Here is a 17065-nt window from a genome sequence, read left to right on the forward strand (position 1 = left end):
CCCGAGTCAGGCGGAACTCTACGTACGCACGTGTAGCACCACCAAACTCGAGGCCGTCGGCGCCCCCTGGATCTACCGTCGGTGTCCGGACCGGCACTTACCGTTGCCGCGGCGCAGGTGCGGTGCAGGTGCATGGCCCCCGCGCCCGGCCCCGCGTGCGGCCCGCCTCCGGCCACGTCCGGCCCTTGAGACGGGAGCCCCGGAGGCGGGAGATAGTCTCGGGACGTTCGTTCTCTCCCTGGAGGCCAGTTGAGCGCCAGCAGCCCGCTCACCGTCCCTGACGACTCTCCGTTCGGCGTACACAACCTGCCGTACGGCGTCTTCACCACCGCCGACCGGCCGGAACAGCGCCGGATCGGTGTCGCCATCGGTGACCACGTTCTCGATGCGGGCGCGGCGGCCCGCGCGGTCGGTGCGCTCGCCGAACCCGGATTCGCCGCGCTCGACGCCCCCTCGCTGAACCCGCTGCTGGCCGCCGGCCGGCCGGTCTGGACCGCGGTGCGCGCCGCGGTCACCCGGTGGCTGACGGACGAGGCCCTTCGTACGGCCGTCGAACCGTGCCTCGTGCCGCGCGCCGACGTCACCCTCCACCTGCCGTTCGAGGTGGCCGACTACGTCGACTTCTACGCGTCCGAGCACCACGCGACGAACCTTGGCCGGATCTTCCGGCCCGGCTCCGAGCCGCTGACGCCCAACTGGAAGCACCTGCCGATCGGCTACCACGGCCGCTCCGGCACGATCGTCGTCTCCGGCACGCCGATCACCCGCCCGTCCGGGCAGCGCAAGGCCCCGGCCGACCCGGTTCCGGACTTCGGCCCGTCCCGCCGCCTGGACATCGAGGCGGAACTGGGCTTCGTCGTCGGCACGCCGACCGAGCTGGGCAGCCCGGTCGCGCTCGCCGACGCCGCCGAGCACGTCTTCGGCGTCTGCCTCGTCAACGACTGGTCCGCCCGTGACCTCCAGGCATGGGAGTACGTGCCGCTGGGCCCGTTCCTCGGCAAGTCCTTCGCCACGTCGGTGTCGCCATGGATCGTCCCGCTGGACGCCCTCGCGCAGGCCCGCACCGCCCCGCCGGAGCGCGACGTCGAGCCGCTCCCGTACCTCGACGACCGGGACGCCGCGGCCGAGCCGTCCGGCTTCGACATCGCCTTCGAGGTCCGGCTGAACGGCCATGTCGTCTCGCGCCCGCCGTTCGCCGCCATGTACTGGACGTATGCGCAGATGCTCGCGCACATGACCGCCAACGGCGCTTCCCTGCGGACCGGCGACCTCTTCGCCTCCGGCACCATCAGCGGTCCCGAGCGCGAGACACGCGGCGCGCTCATCGAGCTGACGTGGAACGGCCAGGAGCCGCTGAAACTGGCGGACGGCAGCGAGCGCACGTTCCTCGACGACGGCGACGAGGTCGTCATCACCGCGACCGCACCGGGCCCGAACGGAACCCGCATCGGCTTCGGCGAGGTGGCGGGACACATCGTGCCCCGCCCCACCGCCTGACGGTCACGGCCTGACGGTCTCCGCCTGACAGTCTCCGCCTGACGGTCACGGCCGCAGGGCCGTCCGACCGCACACAAGCGCCCGCTGGACGTCGTTGCGACGATGTCCAGCGGGCGCTTGTCCGCTGCCGGGCGTGTGCCGTCTGCGCCGCGTGGTCCTTTAGCGGGCGCTGCCTTCGTCTGCCGGTGCTGTCCGGCTCGTTCAGACGGTGGTGGCGGTGCTGCTGGCGAGGGTGTCGTCGAGCCAGTCGTAGATGCGGGCGAGGGACAGGCGCATGGCGCCGGGGTGGCAGTGCGCGCCGGCGCCTTCTTCGGCGGTGAAGACCATGAGGGTTTTGGGGCAGGTCAGGTGGTGGTAGAGCTGCTCGGGCTGGCCCTTGAAGAATTCGTCGTCGGCGGCGTCGCAGACCAGGGTGGGGCACCGGATCTGTTCGGCGATGCCGTGGTGAAGGGTGTAGTCGAGGTAGGAGGCGCTGAAGGCGCGGGGGGTGTCGACGCCCATGACGTACATGCCGTGGTTGATCGCCCAGCGGGCGGTGGCGTCCTGGGCCATGAGCTGCTCGAAGCCCGCGTCGAGTTCAGGGGCCGAGTCCGCGCGCAGGAGACGTTCGGCCGCGGCGCGGTCGCCGGGGATGTTGCGGACGGAGATCTGGCCGAGGTCATAGACACCGTCGACGGCTATCAGCGCGGCCAGGCGGTGCTCGAAGGCCGCCGCCCGGGGGGCGAGCACACCGCCCATGCTGGAGCCCAGCAGCGCGATACGGCTGGTGTCGACCTCGGGAAGGGTCTCGGCGAAGTCGATCACGGGGGTGATGACGTTCTCCCAGTCGGGGCGGAAGACCAGCCCCTCGCGGTGGCGCGGTCCGGGCTGTCCTGGGCCGTCGAAGGTCAGCACCGTATAGCCGCGCTCCACGGCCGCCAGCGCACCGCTGAAGTGGAGCTCCTCGGCGGTGCCGTCGAAACCGGAGTGCATGATCAGCGTCGGGCGGGGTGCGCCGGTGGTGTCGGCCCGGTAGAGGTAGCCGGGCAGCGTGGTGCCCTCGTACGGGATACGGACCGGCTCGATCCGCGGAGTGCAGAGCGCGGCGGCCGCCTGGAAACAGGCCACGCTGCGGTCGTAGGCATGGTCATGGCGCGGGTCGCACGGGTGACCGTGCAGGAAGAACTCAGCCGACCGGTAATAGTTCGACGCCCGCAAGAACCCGTCCCGCGCACTGACCGGGTGACCGGCCTCCAGCGCCATCCGCGCCTCGCCGGCCACCCGGTCCGCCGTCGCGAGCCACTCCGTGTGCCAACTGTCGTAATCACCCTCAACGATGCGCTCACACGTCGAGACCACCTCACCGAAATCAGCGCCGCCATAAGCGATGTGACTCATCGACCGCAGGGTCTCGTACCAGAACTGGGTGTTGTCCGGGAACAGCAGCTGCTTCATCACGCTCTCCTTAAGCACAGATCTGTGCGTACACCAGAACTGTAGACCCTCCGGGCGCAGCGAAGCAAATATTTGTGCTTACGATGTGGGGGTGACCCCGAAACCGTCGACTCCCCGCATCCGCAAGAGCCCCGAGCAGGTCCGCTCGGCCGTCCATCAGGCGGTCATCGACCTGCTGTCCGACCCCGGGGGCGCGGACCTGACCATTCCCGCGATCGCGCAGCGTGCCGGGGTGAACCACACCAGCGTCTACCGGCGCTGGGGCAGCCGTGAGGCGCTCCTGGCCGACGTGGTCGTCGCCCGGCTCGAGCGCGACTGGCCGCTGGCGGACACCGGCACCCTGCGCGGCGACCTCATCGCCTGGGCGGAAGCGGGGGTCGCGAGCATCCGCAAACCCGAAGGCCGGCTCCTCGTGCGGGCCGTCGCCCTGTCGATGCCGGGCAGCGCCCCGGCGCAGGGGGAACGCGCCCAGCACTTCGAACGCCGGATCCAGTCCATCGAACGCATCCGTGAGCGGGCCGCGGCCCGCGGCGAGATCCCCCCGCCCCTCGAAGAGATCCTCGACCAGCTCATCGCACCGCTCTACCTACGAGCGATCTTCGGCATCGACCCCCCTGCGACGGGCTACCCGGAACTCCTCGTGGACCGGCTGCTCGGCAACACGGGTGAGCCGGGAACGGCCTGAGCGACCGTCACCCGAAGAAAGATCCGTCCCCGGATCGAAAGCCCGGCTCAGCGCACCCGTCCCCGCGGCTTCAGGGGCACGGGAGGCAGTTCCGGGGCGGGCAGCGGAGCTCCGTCGTAGCCCCTCACATCCCCAAAGCGAGAGCCGCTCATCCAGTCCGAACGGGCCTGCGCGATATCCTCGTTGGACCGACCGACGAAGTTCCACCACAAGTTCATTCCGATGTATTTCCGCAGGTCAGAGACCTCACACCTGGCTGAAGTCAGCAAATGTCAGCATCACCCGTCGGCACAATTGGTTGCCCTTGCCGCCATTGCGACGTTATACCCATGGACAATAGCGCTATCGCGAGTTCCGGTACTCAGCGGCGCCCTCTCACCAGAACGACAAGAATGGCAGGAAATCTGGCACTGTCCCGCTTCCCAACTTAACCGACTGGGTACGTCGATCTTTCATGTCGACTTCACGGGAGCAGCTACCGCAATGGAACGCATTCTTGAGTCCAACTCCAGCAAGAGTCCTCTGAATTCTCCCTCGCTTACATAATTCGACTTCAGGCCATCGGAGAGCAGATTCAACTCGATCAAATACCCACCATAGCGAGCCCAGTAGATCCATTGCCCGCAATGCTGAGCATCCACACGATTCAAGCAGAGATACTCTGCGCTATCGGGTGACATTGCGGCGGGAACACTCAAACGATCCGGGGAGGCATACCAGTCATCCCCATAATCTGTCTCTAGATTGTATTTTTTGAACGCATCACCAGCCGTGCCCGCCGGCAAGTAGGAGTAGACGACCACTCCCACCGCACAGCTCTTATCGGTCGACCATTCTCGCAGAGACCAGACCGAGGTATCCCGCTTGTGCTCATCGGGGCTACCATCAAAAGCTCGAATGCTTTTGATATTTCCGCATACCCTCGGCATCGATGACGGCTTAGCAATCACGGCTTTCGGAATGGGCGCCGGATTACGTGAATCTGATTCTTTGCCATTAGGCTGGGCACATCCAGCCATCACCGCACCCAGGAGCGCGAAGCAGCCCCACTGGCGCCACATGCGCGATGAACCAATCATTTTGCCTTGACCCCTTCACCTACATCGTGGACGGAATTCCATGTCTTCAAGGTGTCGACGATCCCCTCATGCAGCTGCGAAATCGTCATTCCCTTGCCGTACCTATCGTAGAGATCCATTCCAAGTTTGACGGATATCCCGTCACCTCCCCCAGGGTCCGATTTTCCCACAAGAAAGCTTGGTCCACCCTGGGCAAGCATCAACATCGTGCGCGAAAAACCTGCAGCGCGCCCCACGTAGCCGAAGTGAATATTCGACCAAGTATCGAACAGCACCTTCCATGTTGGATCACCCGAAAGCATAGGAATGTAGCGATTCCCACTCGCCTGCAGTCCAAAACCGTTCAATAGCTTGTCTTTATGATCCCACACGTGCCCCGGCGCCACTTTGTCGTAGAATTCCTTCATTGCGATGATGGCCCCGACTGAATCGGGCTCAAGCATTCGAGTCAGATCTCCATCAAAAAGGAACTCCTTGGCTGCGCATATCTTTAGATTGTTATTGCAGGCCATATCAAGCACGGAGTCGCTATGGACATTGGTGTGCATTTCAGAGTACATATAATATAGAATTTTCGCATAAAGAGGGCTCAGATTGCCGGGGAGGTTATCCCTCTCGTACCTCTGCTTCTCCTTCTCGTCGCTGCTTCCGCTCTTGTCGTCCTTGGATGTGCCGGGAGCGACGGGCCAGTACACCGAACTGGAGGGGTCAACGGGGGTAACAGAGCCGTCGTTGGTACCGCCCTTTCCTTCGCCACCGCCACAGAGGTCCACGGGGCACAGGCCCGTGGGGTCGGAGAGGTTGACAGGGTTGTTGTTGGCGTAGGCGTAGCCGTTCCATTGCTGCGGGTTGGTGGCGTCAAGGAGTGGGTCGGGGTTGAGGAAGCGGCCGGTGGTGGGTTGGTATTCGCGGGCGCCGAGGTTGGTCAGGCCGGTGGCGGGGTCTTGGGTGCCTCCGACGAAACCCTTGTCACCGGTCCAAGTGACGGGCTGTGTGCCGCGGGGGTTGCCGAAGGGGTCTAGGGGGCGGCGGGATTCGGCCAGGGTGGTGGCGTCTAGGGCGAGGGCGGCGGTGCCGTGACCGTCACTGAATTGGATGGTGCGGGTCGTGCCCTGGCGGACGATAGTCAGTCCGTTGGGTTGGGGGTAGTACCGGGTGTTGACCAGCGTTTTGGTCGCTGTGTTGTAGGTGAGTTCGTCGCCACCGAGGTTCAGCGTGGTCTTGCCTGGGTCGCGGCGAATGAGCTGGTTGCCGTCGGCGTCGTACAGATAGGTGGTAGTGCCCGTGCTGTTGACGAGGGAGTCGAGTTTGTCCTCGCCGTTCCAGGTCAGGGTAGTGCTGGCTCCGGCCGTGGTGACCTTGGTGGTGTTGCCCACCGCGTCGTACTGATAGGCCGAAGTGCCCGGGTTGTTGGGGCCAGTGCTCGTTGTCGCGGCGAGGCTGTGTGGGCCACCGGTGCCGCCTCCGGTGCCGACTGCGGTGGTGGGCTGGTTCGTCTGGCCGGCTGGGGCGAAGGTCTGGGTGGTGGTGACGTCATTGGCGGTGATGCCGGCGGTGTTGTGCTGGGTGAGGGTGGTTCGGTTGCCAGTGGGGTCGTAGCCGTAGCTGGTCCAGTACGGGGCGGGGCCGCCGACGGTGGTGGTGCCGCTGCTGGTGGGGGCGGTGTGGGTACAGCCGCCGATGCCGGGTACGGACGGCTGAGGCTGGGTGGTGGTGCTGCCGGTGTCGCTCCAGGCCGTCGTGAGGCGGCCGAGACTGTCGTAGGTGAAGCACTGCAGGTCGGTCTTGGCCGGGGTGTTGTTCTGGATGTCGCTGACGGACGTGGTTCGGCCGGCCTGGTTGTAGGTGTAGGTGTACTGGTCGACCGCTCCGTTGGTGGAGGTCTGCTTGTCGATGAGGTCCGACACCGCCCGCCCAGTGGCTGGGTCGTAGTTGGTGGTGGCGACGACCTGGGTACCCCACGGGTTCAGCGTGGTGCGGATCGGTCGTCCGAAGACGTCGTAGTTGGTCTGCAGGTCGTAGGTGATCTGCCCGGTGGTCAGAATGAGCGGGCCGTTGACGTCGTAGTAGCTCGCCAGTGTCTCAGCACTGGAACCACCGAGGGCGGGGACATCAACGGCGCTGATCTTCCCGGTGATCGGATCGTAGTGGCTCTTGGTGGTGTACGTGAACGGTGTGGTCTGACCGACTTCGGACCCGGGGACGGTCAGCGTGGCGCCCGTGGAGCGGTAGCCGTTGTCGTATCCGAGGATCGAGGTCCTGTAGGACGTGCCGGTGATGCCGCCGACGTAGCGGGTGGAACCAGCAGGCTGGCCCTTACCGTTGGCGGCGGTGTCGTACGTCCAGGCCGACAGTTGGTTGGCAGGCGCAATGCTGCCCGTGTACAGGCCGGTCTTGCGGCCGTTCAGGTCATAGCTGTAGACCAGAGTCTGCTGGCGGGCGTCCTTGCTCGTGACCAGTCGGCCGTCGCCGTCGTAGGTCTGGGCAGTGGTGCCGGTGTCGGGGTCAGTGACGGTGATCTGCCGGCCGCGAAGGTCGTAGCCGTAGCTCCAGGTGTTCTTTGCCGTGGCGTCGGTGCGCGTCGCCGACTTGCCGGCCGGGGTGTAGGTGTAACTGGTGACATCGGCGTCGCTGGCGTGCCTGGTGACGCCAGCGGTGCGGTAATGCCACAGCTGGCTGGTCAAGCCGCGGGCATCAGTGAACGTGGTGGTGGGTGTGCCGCCGCTGGGCGGTGTCACGTCGGTCTCGTCCACACCCGGGCGGGCCGTGGTGGTGCGCCACTGCTCAACGCCCTTCGCGCTGAAGATCGAGGCGGTGACCTGTCCTTGCCCGTCAAAAACGGTGCTGGTCTCGGAGTTGACCTCATCATCGGGAATGAACCGGTTGCCGTTGGGAGCGCTGGAATCGTCGTAGTACGGCGCCCGGGTCTGAATGGTCCAGCCGTGGGAGTCGTAGAGAACATCCGTGAGCAGGCGCCCGGGGAGCGATGACAGTGCCGGAATGGTCTGGGTCTGCCGCGGGCGACCGAGCCCGTCGAGGATCTGTACCGAGCGGCCGTAGGTCTCGTCCTCCTTGAGCGTGGAGGTAGTCGTCGACGATGGTCCGGTGGTCCCGTTGATCGCGTAGGCGAAGGTCGTGTTCGCGCTGTCACTGGTCGTGCGACCGGGTAGCCACACGCTGCTCAAGCGTCCGAGCGCGTCGTATGCCTCGACGGTCGTCTTACCGTTCGCGTCCACCACGCTCAGGGGAAGGCCGCGGGCGATGTCCTGGGTGGTGGTTGTCTTCCAGTCGGTGGTACTGCCGGGCGCGGGGGTGGTGACCGTGATGGTGTTCGGGAGTTCGCCGCTCTTTGCGGAGGTGTAGACCGTGGTGGTTGTCGCGCCGCTGAGGTGCTGGGCGTCCGTGGTGTTGGGGTCGGTTGCCGAGGTCGTTCGTCCGTAGGAGTCGTAGCCGGTCAGGCCCGTGGTGACGAACACCGGAGCGCCTGAGGCGTCGTAACGGTCCAGGGTCTGGCCGGACGTCGCATCCCCGAGAGCTCCGGCCTTCTGGAAGGCCAGGCTGTCGTACAGGACGCGCGAGTCCGAGACGGTATTGGCCGCCGTCGGAGTCGCGGTGCACGATCCGCTGCCCGAGATGGTCCTGGTCTCGGCGACCAGGCCAATCATCTGTGCGCTGGTGCCGACGGCGTACTTGGTGAGGGCGCACTGTTCGGGGAGCCCGTCGGCTGTCGTGCGCACGCTGTCCGTGCGGTTTCCATGGCCGGGGTCCGTGGTGGAGGTGGTAGCTGTGGTGCGCCAGGTGTCGTCGGCCTTCAAACCCCTCTTCGTCTCGACCACGCTGGTGGAGACGTACCGTGCGACCAGGTTGAAGCCGGTCAGGCCGGTTCGTTTGTGGGTGGCGGTGGGGAAGGGGGCCGTGGCCCGGTGCACGGTGTAGGCGGTGACCTTCCCGCCTGCGCCTGCCTTGTCGTAGCTGTCGGTTTCCAGAGCCTGCCCGGACAGCCAGTCGTCATCGGTGACGTGCTCGCCCAGGGAGTCGTCGACGGTGACGGTTTTGGTGCCGCCTGCGGCGAGGGCGTCGCCGTCCATGCCCTGCAGGTATTTAGTGACGGACTGGGTGATGGGGCCGTCCTGGCCGCTGCCGGTGGTGGTGGTCACGGTCGCGTAGCCGCGGAATTGGTCCCAGGTGCGGTCGGTGCTCTCGGTCAGCTCCGAGTCGTTGCGGTGCCAGGCCGCGTCGCCGTAGCCGTAGTGGGTGATCTTTGCGGGGGATCCGGCGACGAGGTCGTTCTCGGTGATCTGATCGACGGTGTAGCGGTTGAACCAGTCCGATGCCGGCGGTTCGCCGTAGATGGAGCCCGGTGGATACCACTTGACGTTGTAGCACTTCATCTTGTTGTCGTCCGCGGAGGGAGGCATCACATGGTTTACCCGGGAGCAAACCGGCAGGCTGTAGTCGATGACGATGTTTTCGCCGGTCTCAGTGGTGATGCTCTTGATCCGGGGCCGGTTGAAGATGGCCGGTGCGGGGACCAGGTCCATACCGTTGACCCGGTTGGGCTTCATCGCCCAGGTGAAGATGACGGGCGGCAGCGGCGGGGTACTGGGTCCGTCCAGCCCGGTCCGCTGGATCTTGTCCAGCCATAGGCCCTTGCTGGTGCCGTCGCTCGGATCGGGGAAGGACTGGGTCAGCGTGTAGGAGTCGACGGGCTTGGACGTGCCGTTGGACATCACCTGGGTGGTGATGGAGGCCAGGCGCTGGTTGGACCAGAAGCTGGGGCCGTAGTTGGTGCACGGATTTGCGTCGCAGTGCTGGTCGTAGGGCACGTCCGGCCAGTGGGCGGCGTTCGTCTTCGACAAGGTTGCGCCGGTGCAGGTGAAGCCGCCGGTTGTGTCACAGCGGCCCTCGGGTACCGGGTTGAAGGAAATCGTGGCGGCGGCCTTGGCCGCACCCTTGGCGGCGACCTGCCCGGACAGCGTCTGGCCGTAGTTGATGGAGCGCAGCGCGCCGCTGCGGGTGTAGGGGGTGAGGGTTCCGGTGCCGTTGTTCTGACCGCCGCCGCGGGAGTAGCTGTCGCCCTCGGCGGTGTAGGTGTAGGTGGTGAGGTTGCCGTGGACGTCGACGGAGTAGTCGAGGTTCCAGCGCCAGGCCATCTGGCACCACGAGCCTTTGCCCTTCGCCGCGTCGTAGCAAGGGTCGCCGCTGTTGGGTGAGTAGACCGGTACTGCCCATGCGGAGTGGCTGGCCGGGTCGGTCTTGTCGCCGCCGGGCAGGTGGTTCAGGCCGAAGTAGTAGACCGTGCCGGCCGTAGTGGTAACGCGGACGTACTCGCCGCGCGAATCGTCGTTGCTCGCTCCGGTGAGGAAGTCGACCTTCGATCCGTTGTCGTCCTTCAGCCGCCAGGTGCCGTTGTCGTCGTCGCGCACCAGTTCGCTGGAGTGCCCGTCCAGGGACAGGGTTGCGTTGTAGCCGCCCCAGCACTCATCGCCCGAGTACTGCAGGCCGTCCTTGTCACAGGACTTGTAGGAGCGCTCGATGAAGCCCGGTTTGTAGTCCCAGCCGTCGCCGATCCAGGACGCCTGAGCGTTAGTCGACGAAGTCCGGCCGTCGACTGACGAGGAGTCGTAGGACAACGCCAGTTGCGGTGCCGACCCGCCCAAGGCCGGGGGAACCTGGATCGGGTAGGAGTAGCCGAAGCCGCCATTCGACGATCCGGCGGTCCACTTCGCGCTGGGAGCCAGGTCGGTCGCCGCGAAGGTGCCCGCTGACCCGGCCGGACTGCTCATCGGTGCAAGCACGATCTGCTGTGTGATGGCGGTGGCACCGATGGAGGGCGACTTCGGTGTGGTGGACAGGGCCGGGCTCGGTGCGGCAGTGGGCAGGGTGACGTCCGCGACCAGGCGGTGAGTGGCGGCGTCGTAGTGGGACGACACCGGTGTCTGTGTACGACAGGCCGGCACGGTGGGGGTGGTCAGCGCGCAGGCCGGGAGGCTGACCAACCGGGAGCGCTGGGCAAACCCACCTCCCCATGCGGCGTCAACGGAGCTGATGTCGATGCCGACCTGGACTCGCCCGGCGGGGGCTGCGTCGGTGCGGGCGAGCGTTACGGCAAGGCCCGGGAGACCCGCTGCCGCTATCGCCTTCTGATCGGCCACCGAGACACGAACCGACGCTCCAGTGCTGCTAGCAGTCGGCCTGGTGGTGCTGGAGGGGGCTATCCAGACGGGCAGATTCCCTGCTCGGACAGCACCGGCAGTGGCCTTGGCAGCGGGAACAGCGGCTGTGGCCATGCTCCCAAAGGGGACGGGCGCGACCTTGCTGGGCGCCCTCGTCCCCGGCACGGCATAAGGCAGTTTGGCCACCGCGGGCGCCGGAGCGGTATGCCCGGGAACCGAGGGCGTCTGCGGGAGCGCGGTGTTGGGCGGGGACCAGATCTTCCCCGGATCGGGTGCCTGCGCCGCCGCGATGGCCTCGGCCGACAGCGGCGTCAGCAGGGCGGCGAAAACCGCCAGCACGCTGGCCGAACCCAGCAGTGCATGCCTGCCGCGCAGCTTCCATCTGGTGCGCGCACCGGTGCTCGAACCCTGCACAACTCCCCCTCGGGTCTTGCCCGTCCGCACAGAGTTGCGCGCGAATGACACGGACCGTAGGGCCTTGTGTGACACAAGTGACGGGCACTTGACCCGCCGTTTACCCAGTGACCCATGTCACAGGGGCATCAGACCGGGACATCGCTGGAGGAGTGTTCGGCTCCAGTTGGGGGCGGCCTTGACCGCTGTGACGGGTGTGGCCCATCGTGCGCACGGTCATTGCGCCACCGGTACGACCCGGAACGGGGATCTTCATGCCTTCTGCCCTTCTTGGCCTTCCCAGACCCTGGCGCCGCGGCAGACCTCTCCGCCGCACGGGGGTCGCCGCGCTCGTCATCGCCCTAGCGGCCGGACTGCTCTCGCTCGCACCTGCCGCCTCGGCGGACACCCCGGCCGATCCGGCCGGGAACCAGCAACCAGCGATCATCGGACCTGATGAAGCCGCTGCTGCCGCCGCGCAGGCGAAGGCCAGGGAAACCGGGCAACCGGTCGTCATTGACGCGCTGACTTCTGAGTTCGAGCAGACATCCGTCCAGCCGGACGGCAGCTACAGCACCAGCGCCAGCGTCCAGCCCACTCGGGCCAAAATCGCCGGAGGATGGGTGCCGGTGGACGCCACCCTGCACCCCAACGCCGACGGAAGCCTGTCGCCCAAGGCCGCCATCACCCCCGTACGCCTATCGCACGGCGGCACCGGCCCGCTGGCCGCCGTGACCAACGCCGCCGGCAAGACACTCTCCCTCAGCGTGCCGTTCACTCTGCCCGCCCCCACCATGTCAGGCGACAGCGCGCTGTACGCCAACGTCCTGCCCGACGTGGACCTGAAGGTGACCGCCACTGTGCGGGGCAGCGTCAAGCACGTCGTCATCGTCAAGTCCGCAGCTGCCGCGGCTAACCCGGCGCTCAAGACCCTGGACCTGGCCACCACCGGCGTCGGGATCAACATCGCTGCGGACAGCGCCGGGAACCTCACCGCCACTGATACCGCCAGCGGAGCCAAAGAGTTCACCGCTTCCGCACCGCAGATGTGGGACTCCAGCACCACCGCGAGCGCCCCGGCCACCGCGAAGAGCTCCACGGCTGCTGCTCAACAGGACACCGAGAGCGGGACCCCTGCGGAGGTCAGTACGTCGGACGGCCCCGGACCGGGCGCGCAGAGCGCCACGATGCCCACCACCGCCGATGGCGACTCCGTCACCATCACTCCGGTACCCGGCGTGCTGGGCGGCCCCGGCACCCACTACCCGGTCTACATCGACCCGGAATGGATCGCCTTCAGCGGCATCAATCCCGAATGGACCTGGATCCAATCCGCCCACGCGGGAATTCACAACACGGGAAGCTCTCCCGCCCTGGGCCTGTGCGGCACGTACTCAGGTGGCGGCAGCTGCAGCCCGCACGACACCGAGCGCCCCTACTACCAGTTCAACAACCTCGGTGCCATCGCCAACTCCACGATCCACTACGCCACGCTGACCTTCTCCCAGACCAAGAGCGCCTCGTGGTCCTGCACCGACACCTACCCGGTCTCCCTCTACGCCACCGGCCCCATCGCCGACTACACCTGGGCGAACCACAACAGCGGCGACACCCCTTTCGGCCTGACCGACCAAGTCGGCGGAACCGGCAACTCCGGCTGCACCGGCAACGTGCCCTTCGGCTACGTCATCACCGCCCACGTGCAGAAATACGTCAACAACGGCGCCCTCGCCTTCGGCCTGCACGGCGATGAGTCCAACGCGAACGGCTTCAAACACCTGACTTACAACCCCGTCTTGTACATCCAGTACGACAAAGCCCCCAACCCGCCCACCGTCAAGACGCCCATCCCGACCCCGCGTACCGCCTCCAACAACACGACCCAGCCTTGCGAGACGGCCACCGCACCCACCAACCGCGCCTTCCTTGGCACCCACGACGGGCAGAGCGTTCAACTGCCGGTGACCGTGACCAGCCCTGTCGGCCAGTCGGTACGCGCCTACTTCACCGTCTGGGAAGACGCCACCCCCGGCAACACCCATGTCGGCGAGGGTTACACCGGCTACGTCGACTCCAACATCGCCAAACCAAACACCGTCACCTTCACCGTGCCCGCCACCGCCTTCAAAGACGGCCATTCCTACGCCTGGGGAGCCTCCACCAGCGACGGCATCCTGGCCTCCGCGGCATCCACCATCTGCCACTTCCGCATAGACAAAACCCTGCCCACCGTCACCGTGCCCACCTCGGACCAGCAGGTCGACGACCCAGGAGACACCTTCCCGCCCTCGGGGAACGGCCAGACCACCACGATGCATGTCGGTGACTCGGGCAAAATCCCCTTCACTGCCGTCGATCCCGCTCCGGCAGAAGGAGTCGGCTCCGGTCTGGCCTGCATGCGCTGGAGCCTCGACCCCGCCTTCGCCGACGCCACCTGGCACTGCGGCAGCGCCCTGCCCACCGGGACCGTCCAGGTGCGCCCAACGCACTGGGGCACCAACATCGCCTACCTTGAGGCCCAGGACAACGCCGGCAACACCCAGAGCACGTCCTACCCGTTCTACGTCCCTTGGGTCCCGACCCCGCTCGCCTACGGCGACGTCACCACCGACGGTCGCGCCGACGTCCTCGCCCCCGATCCGACCACCGGCGCGCTGCTCAACTACAGCCAGGGCCTGACCTTCAACTCCACCCCCACCCTCCAGGCAGCCACCGCCGCCCAGGCGCCCGACGCCACCACCTGGAAGAACTTCCGCATCACCCACCGCGGCACAACAGCAGCCGGGACCCCCGTCGACGACCTCTTCGTCCACCAGGACGGCAACCCCACCAAACCCGACTCCGACCCCACCAAGACCGGCGGGACAAAGCTCTACTACTACCCCAACAACAGCACTGACTTCGGCAAGTTCAACGCCGCCAGCCTCCAACTGCCACGCCCGGACTGCGTCGGCGACACCACCCAGTGCCCCGGCCTCACTGCCGGATCCACCTGGGCCCCGGGTGCCACCTGGGCCTACGCCAACCAGATCACCCCGATCGGCTCCGCGAGCACCACCCTCACCCCGGATCTGAAAACCACCGACGCCACTGGAATCCTCACCGTCGAAGCTGGCAACCTGTGGTTCTACCCCAAGACCAGCTCCGGCGCTTATGACGCCAACGGCAAACACTCACCTTTCGGTGCCCCGACGCTGGTGGCCAAGGGCGGCTGGGACAACTACGACCTCATGATCCCTGGCGACGCCCTCGCCACCGGAAAGCCCGCCCTGTGGGCCCGGGCCCGCACCACCGCGGGCGGCCACACCGCCGGCGACATCCTCCAGTACGCCCTGACCACTGCCGCCGCCACCGACGACAGTGGCACCGCCTACACCACCGTCACCGGCGTCACCGCATCCCCCGCCACCGCGATCGGCGGGGGCATCACCACCACGGCGTTCCCGCTGATCGGCTCGGACGGCGACCTCAACGGCGACGGCATCCCCGACCTCTGGGCCTCCTCCGGCAACGGAAAGATCGTCACCTGGGACGGCGTCAGCTCCGACGGCACCGCCAAGAGTGCGGTCAAGTACTTCACCGGCCGCAGCAACCAGTGGTTCCTGAACGGCACCCCCAACGACGCCTCCGGCGGCAACAACGCCGCCCCCGTCGGCACTGTCACCTGGGCCGCCAACCACGCCGCCACCACCCCCGGCGCCGCCGCCTTCACCGGCACCTCCGCGCTCGTCTCCGCGTTCGGCGCCGTGGACACCGCGGGAAGCTACACAATCTCCGCCTGGGTCAAGCTCAACACCCTCACCGGCGACCAGTACTTCGTCGCCCAGGGCGGCACCACCCGCCAGGCCTTCGACCTCGGCTACCGGCCGGACACCAAAACCTGGACCTTCATGACCCCCACCGGCGACACCATGGCCAACACCGCACCCTCAGCCGACGCCGCACCAGGTGCCGCGACCACCGGCACCTGGACCCACCTCACCGGCGTCTACGACGCCACCACCCACAGCTCAACCCTCTACGTCAACGGCCACTACGCCGGCGCCGCCACCAACCCCACCCCCTGGCACTCCCCCGGCCACCTCACCATCGGCGCCATCCAACTCACCAGCAGTGCCACCCTCTACAACCCCGCCAACGCCACCATCAGCGACACCCGCATCTACCCCTACGCCTTCACCACCGAACAAGCCGCCAACCTCTACAGCACCTCCTGACCCACCGATCACACCGTCCACTGGGCCCGCAGCCTGCGCTGCGGGCCCAGTGACGTCGCTGCTCTTCCCCGACGCATCCTGGCAACCACTGTCCACGCAACCGCGGGAATGGCCGGTCGCAATGTCCCGAGCGGGTCGAAGCGCTCCATCATTCTTGAGCGACCTCTGCCGTGGCCACACACCGACGCGATGACGCGCGGTCGACGTCAATGGCCGCCACATGCATCCCTGAACGCGCTCTTGTCGGCTCTCTCCACACGGACCCGCGGCTACGCCGGGCGGAGACAAGTCACTGCCCTCGGGCCGGTCATCAAGAGCCTCGGCTTGTTGATGTGGCGCTTGGCGACGAGGCGAAGTGCTTCGAGCACCGAGCTGACTAACCATCAGGTAAGTCAGCATTGGGTCAGCATAAGGCTGACCAGAGACGATTACAGACGACCAAACCCGCGACTCACGGTTCGCCCCCGGGACTGTCGCCAGGAGGCTCGTTCGCTCGCCCCTGTCTCATGCTCCCGACTGTGGCGACGACACCTCCGGGCGATCCGTCCCCCGGATCGAAGCCCAGTTCAGCGCACGCGTCCGCGCGGTTTGAGGGGTACTGGCGGGAGTTCGGGAGCGGGTAGCGGGGCGCCGTCGTAGCCCCTTACATCTCCGAAGCGGGAGCCGGTCATCCAGTCCGAACGGGCCTGTGCGATGTCCTCGTTCGACCGACCGACGAAGTTCCACCACATGACGATCTTCTCGTCGAAGGGCTCGCCGCCGAGCAGCATCAGGCCGCTGTCCACGTCGGCGCGGAGCGCGAGTTCGCGGCGGCCGCAGCCCAGGTAGAGCATCGAGCCTGGGGCGAGGCGTACGCCGTCGACCTCGGCCTCGCCGGACATCGTCAGGGCCGCGTACTCGAAGTCGGGGCGGAGCGGCAGGCGGGTGTCGGTGCCCGCTGCCAGGGCGAGGTCGGCGCCGACGAGGGGGGTGTGGGTGGTGCCGGGTGAGACGGCGCCGTCCAGTTCGCCCATGATGACGGTGGCGTGCAGACCGCCGCCTCCGGTGACGACCGGCAGGTCGGCGTGGTGCTCGAAGGCCGGCGCGGTGTTCCGGTGGGCCTCCGGGAGGGCGACCCAGAGCTGGGCGCCGTGCAGGAGCCGGGGGTGGTCGCGCGGCGATTCCTCGGAGTGCGAGATGGCCCGGCCGGAGGTCATCAGTCCCAGCTCGCGGGGGCGTACGGTCTGCAGACTGCCGAGGCTGTCGCGGTGCAGCACCTCGCCGTCGTGCAGCCAGCTCACCGTCTGCAGGCCCATGTGCGGATGCGGCGGGACCTGCATCCCGGACTCGCGCGCGATGTCGTCGGGGCCGTAGTGGTCGACGAAGCACCAGGCGCCGACCATCCGGCGGCCCAGGTTCGGCAGGAGGCGCCGTACCTGGGTGCTCTCGCCGAGCGTGACGGTGCGCGCGGTGAGGAGCTCGTGGACGGGCTCGGCCGAGACGTCTTCGCGGCCGCCGCACACGGTCGGTGCGGGCTTCACATCGAGGTTGCTCATACCCCGATCATTGCGCACCGGCCCGCCTGAACGTCGGTTCCGTGCCGAC

Annotated in this window: 7 protein-coding genes and 1 pseudogene; 3 read left to right on the plus strand and 5 right to left on the minus strand. The window is 67.0% G+C overall.

Annotation, left to right across the window (positions count from 1 at the left end; translation table 11 throughout):
- Positions 1-249: 249 nt before the first annotated feature.
- Positions 250-1497: a fumarylacetoacetase gene (fahA, locus tag G3I60_RS17105; protein WP_164293750.1), complete on the plus strand. Its 1248-nt coding sequence runs from the start codon at positions 250-252 to the stop codon at positions 1495-1497.
- Between the two features lie 201 nt (positions 1498-1698).
- Here fahA and G3I60_RS17110 read toward each other — a convergent pair whose 3' ends face one another.
- On the minus strand, positions 1699-2931 hold the full coding sequence (locus G3I60_RS17110; RefSeq protein WP_164293751.1) for an alpha/beta fold hydrolase: 1233 nt from the start codon (positions 2929-2931) through the stop codon (positions 1699-1701).
- A gap of 91 nt (positions 2932-3022) precedes the next feature.
- Here G3I60_RS17110 and G3I60_RS17115 point away from each other — a divergent pair, with 91 nt between their 5' ends.
- The gene (locus tag G3I60_RS17115; RefSeq protein ID WP_343240988.1) at positions 3023-3616 is read left to right on the plus strand and encodes a TetR/AcrR family transcriptional regulator; all 594 of its coding nucleotides are present in this window, start codon (positions 3023-3025) and stop codon (positions 3614-3616) included.
- 47 nt (positions 3617-3663) lie between these two features.
- Here the strand turns inward: G3I60_RS17115 and G3I60_RS45475 are convergent.
- From G3I60_RS45475 to G3I60_RS46805, 3 genes and pseudogenes are all read right to left on the minus strand, one after another.
- Positions 3664-3828: pseudogene (locus G3I60_RS45475) on the minus strand (pirin family protein); the annotation flags it as partial.
- Between the two features lie 240 nt (positions 3829-4068).
- Positions 4069-4695 carry a hypothetical protein gene (locus G3I60_RS17125; protein WP_164293753.1) on the minus strand — a complete coding sequence of 209 codons (627 nt, stop codon included), beginning with the start codon at positions 4693-4695 and terminating at the stop codon, positions 4069-4071.
- Positions 4692-10493, minus strand: coding sequence for an RHS repeat-associated core domain-containing protein (locus tag G3I60_RS46805; protein ID WP_164607402.1), 5802 nt, complete (start codon positions 10491-10493; stop codon positions 4692-4694). The genes G3I60_RS17125 and G3I60_RS46805 overlap by 4 nt, the downstream gene beginning before the upstream one ends.
- A 1046-nt stretch (positions 10494-11539) precedes the next feature.
- Between G3I60_RS46805 and G3I60_RS17135 the strand changes: the two genes are divergently transcribed.
- The gene (locus G3I60_RS17135; RefSeq protein WP_164293755.1) at positions 11540-15481 is read left to right on the plus strand and encodes a LamG domain-containing protein; all 3942 of its coding nucleotides are present in this window, start codon (positions 11540-11542) and stop codon (positions 15479-15481) included.
- Between the two features lie 566 nt (positions 15482-16047).
- Here the strand turns inward: G3I60_RS17135 and G3I60_RS17140 are convergent.
- On the minus strand, positions 16048-17016 hold the full coding sequence (locus G3I60_RS17140) for a pirin family protein (RefSeq protein WP_164293756.1): 969 nt from the start codon (positions 17014-17016) through the stop codon (positions 16048-16050).
- Positions 17017-17065 lie beyond the last annotated feature (49 nt).

This window comes from Streptomyces sp. SID13666 (assembly GCF_010548325.1).
In the GTDB taxonomy this organism is placed as follows: Bacteria; Actinomycetota; Actinomycetes; order Streptomycetales; family Streptomycetaceae; genus Actinacidiphila; species Actinacidiphila fildesensis.

What these genes read in the sequence shown, in the direction of transcription:
- G3I60_RS17110 (WP_164293751.1), bottom strand. Translation starts at nt 2,931, where the DNA reads ATGAAGCAGCTGCTGTTCCCGGACAACACCCAGTTCTGGTACGAGACC.
- G3I60_RS17125 (WP_164293753.1), bottom strand. Translation starts at nt 4,695, where the DNA reads ATGATTGGTTCATCGCGCATGTGGCGCCAGTGGGGCTGCTTCGCGCTC.
- G3I60_RS17135 (WP_164293755.1), top strand. Translation starts at nt 11,540, where the DNA reads ATGCCTTCTGCCCTTCTTGGCCTTCCCAGACCCTGGCGCCGCGGCAGA.
- G3I60_RS17140 (WP_164293756.1), bottom strand. Translation starts at nt 17,016, where the DNA reads ATGAGCAACCTCGATGTGAAGCCCGCACCGACCGTGTGCGGCGGCCGC.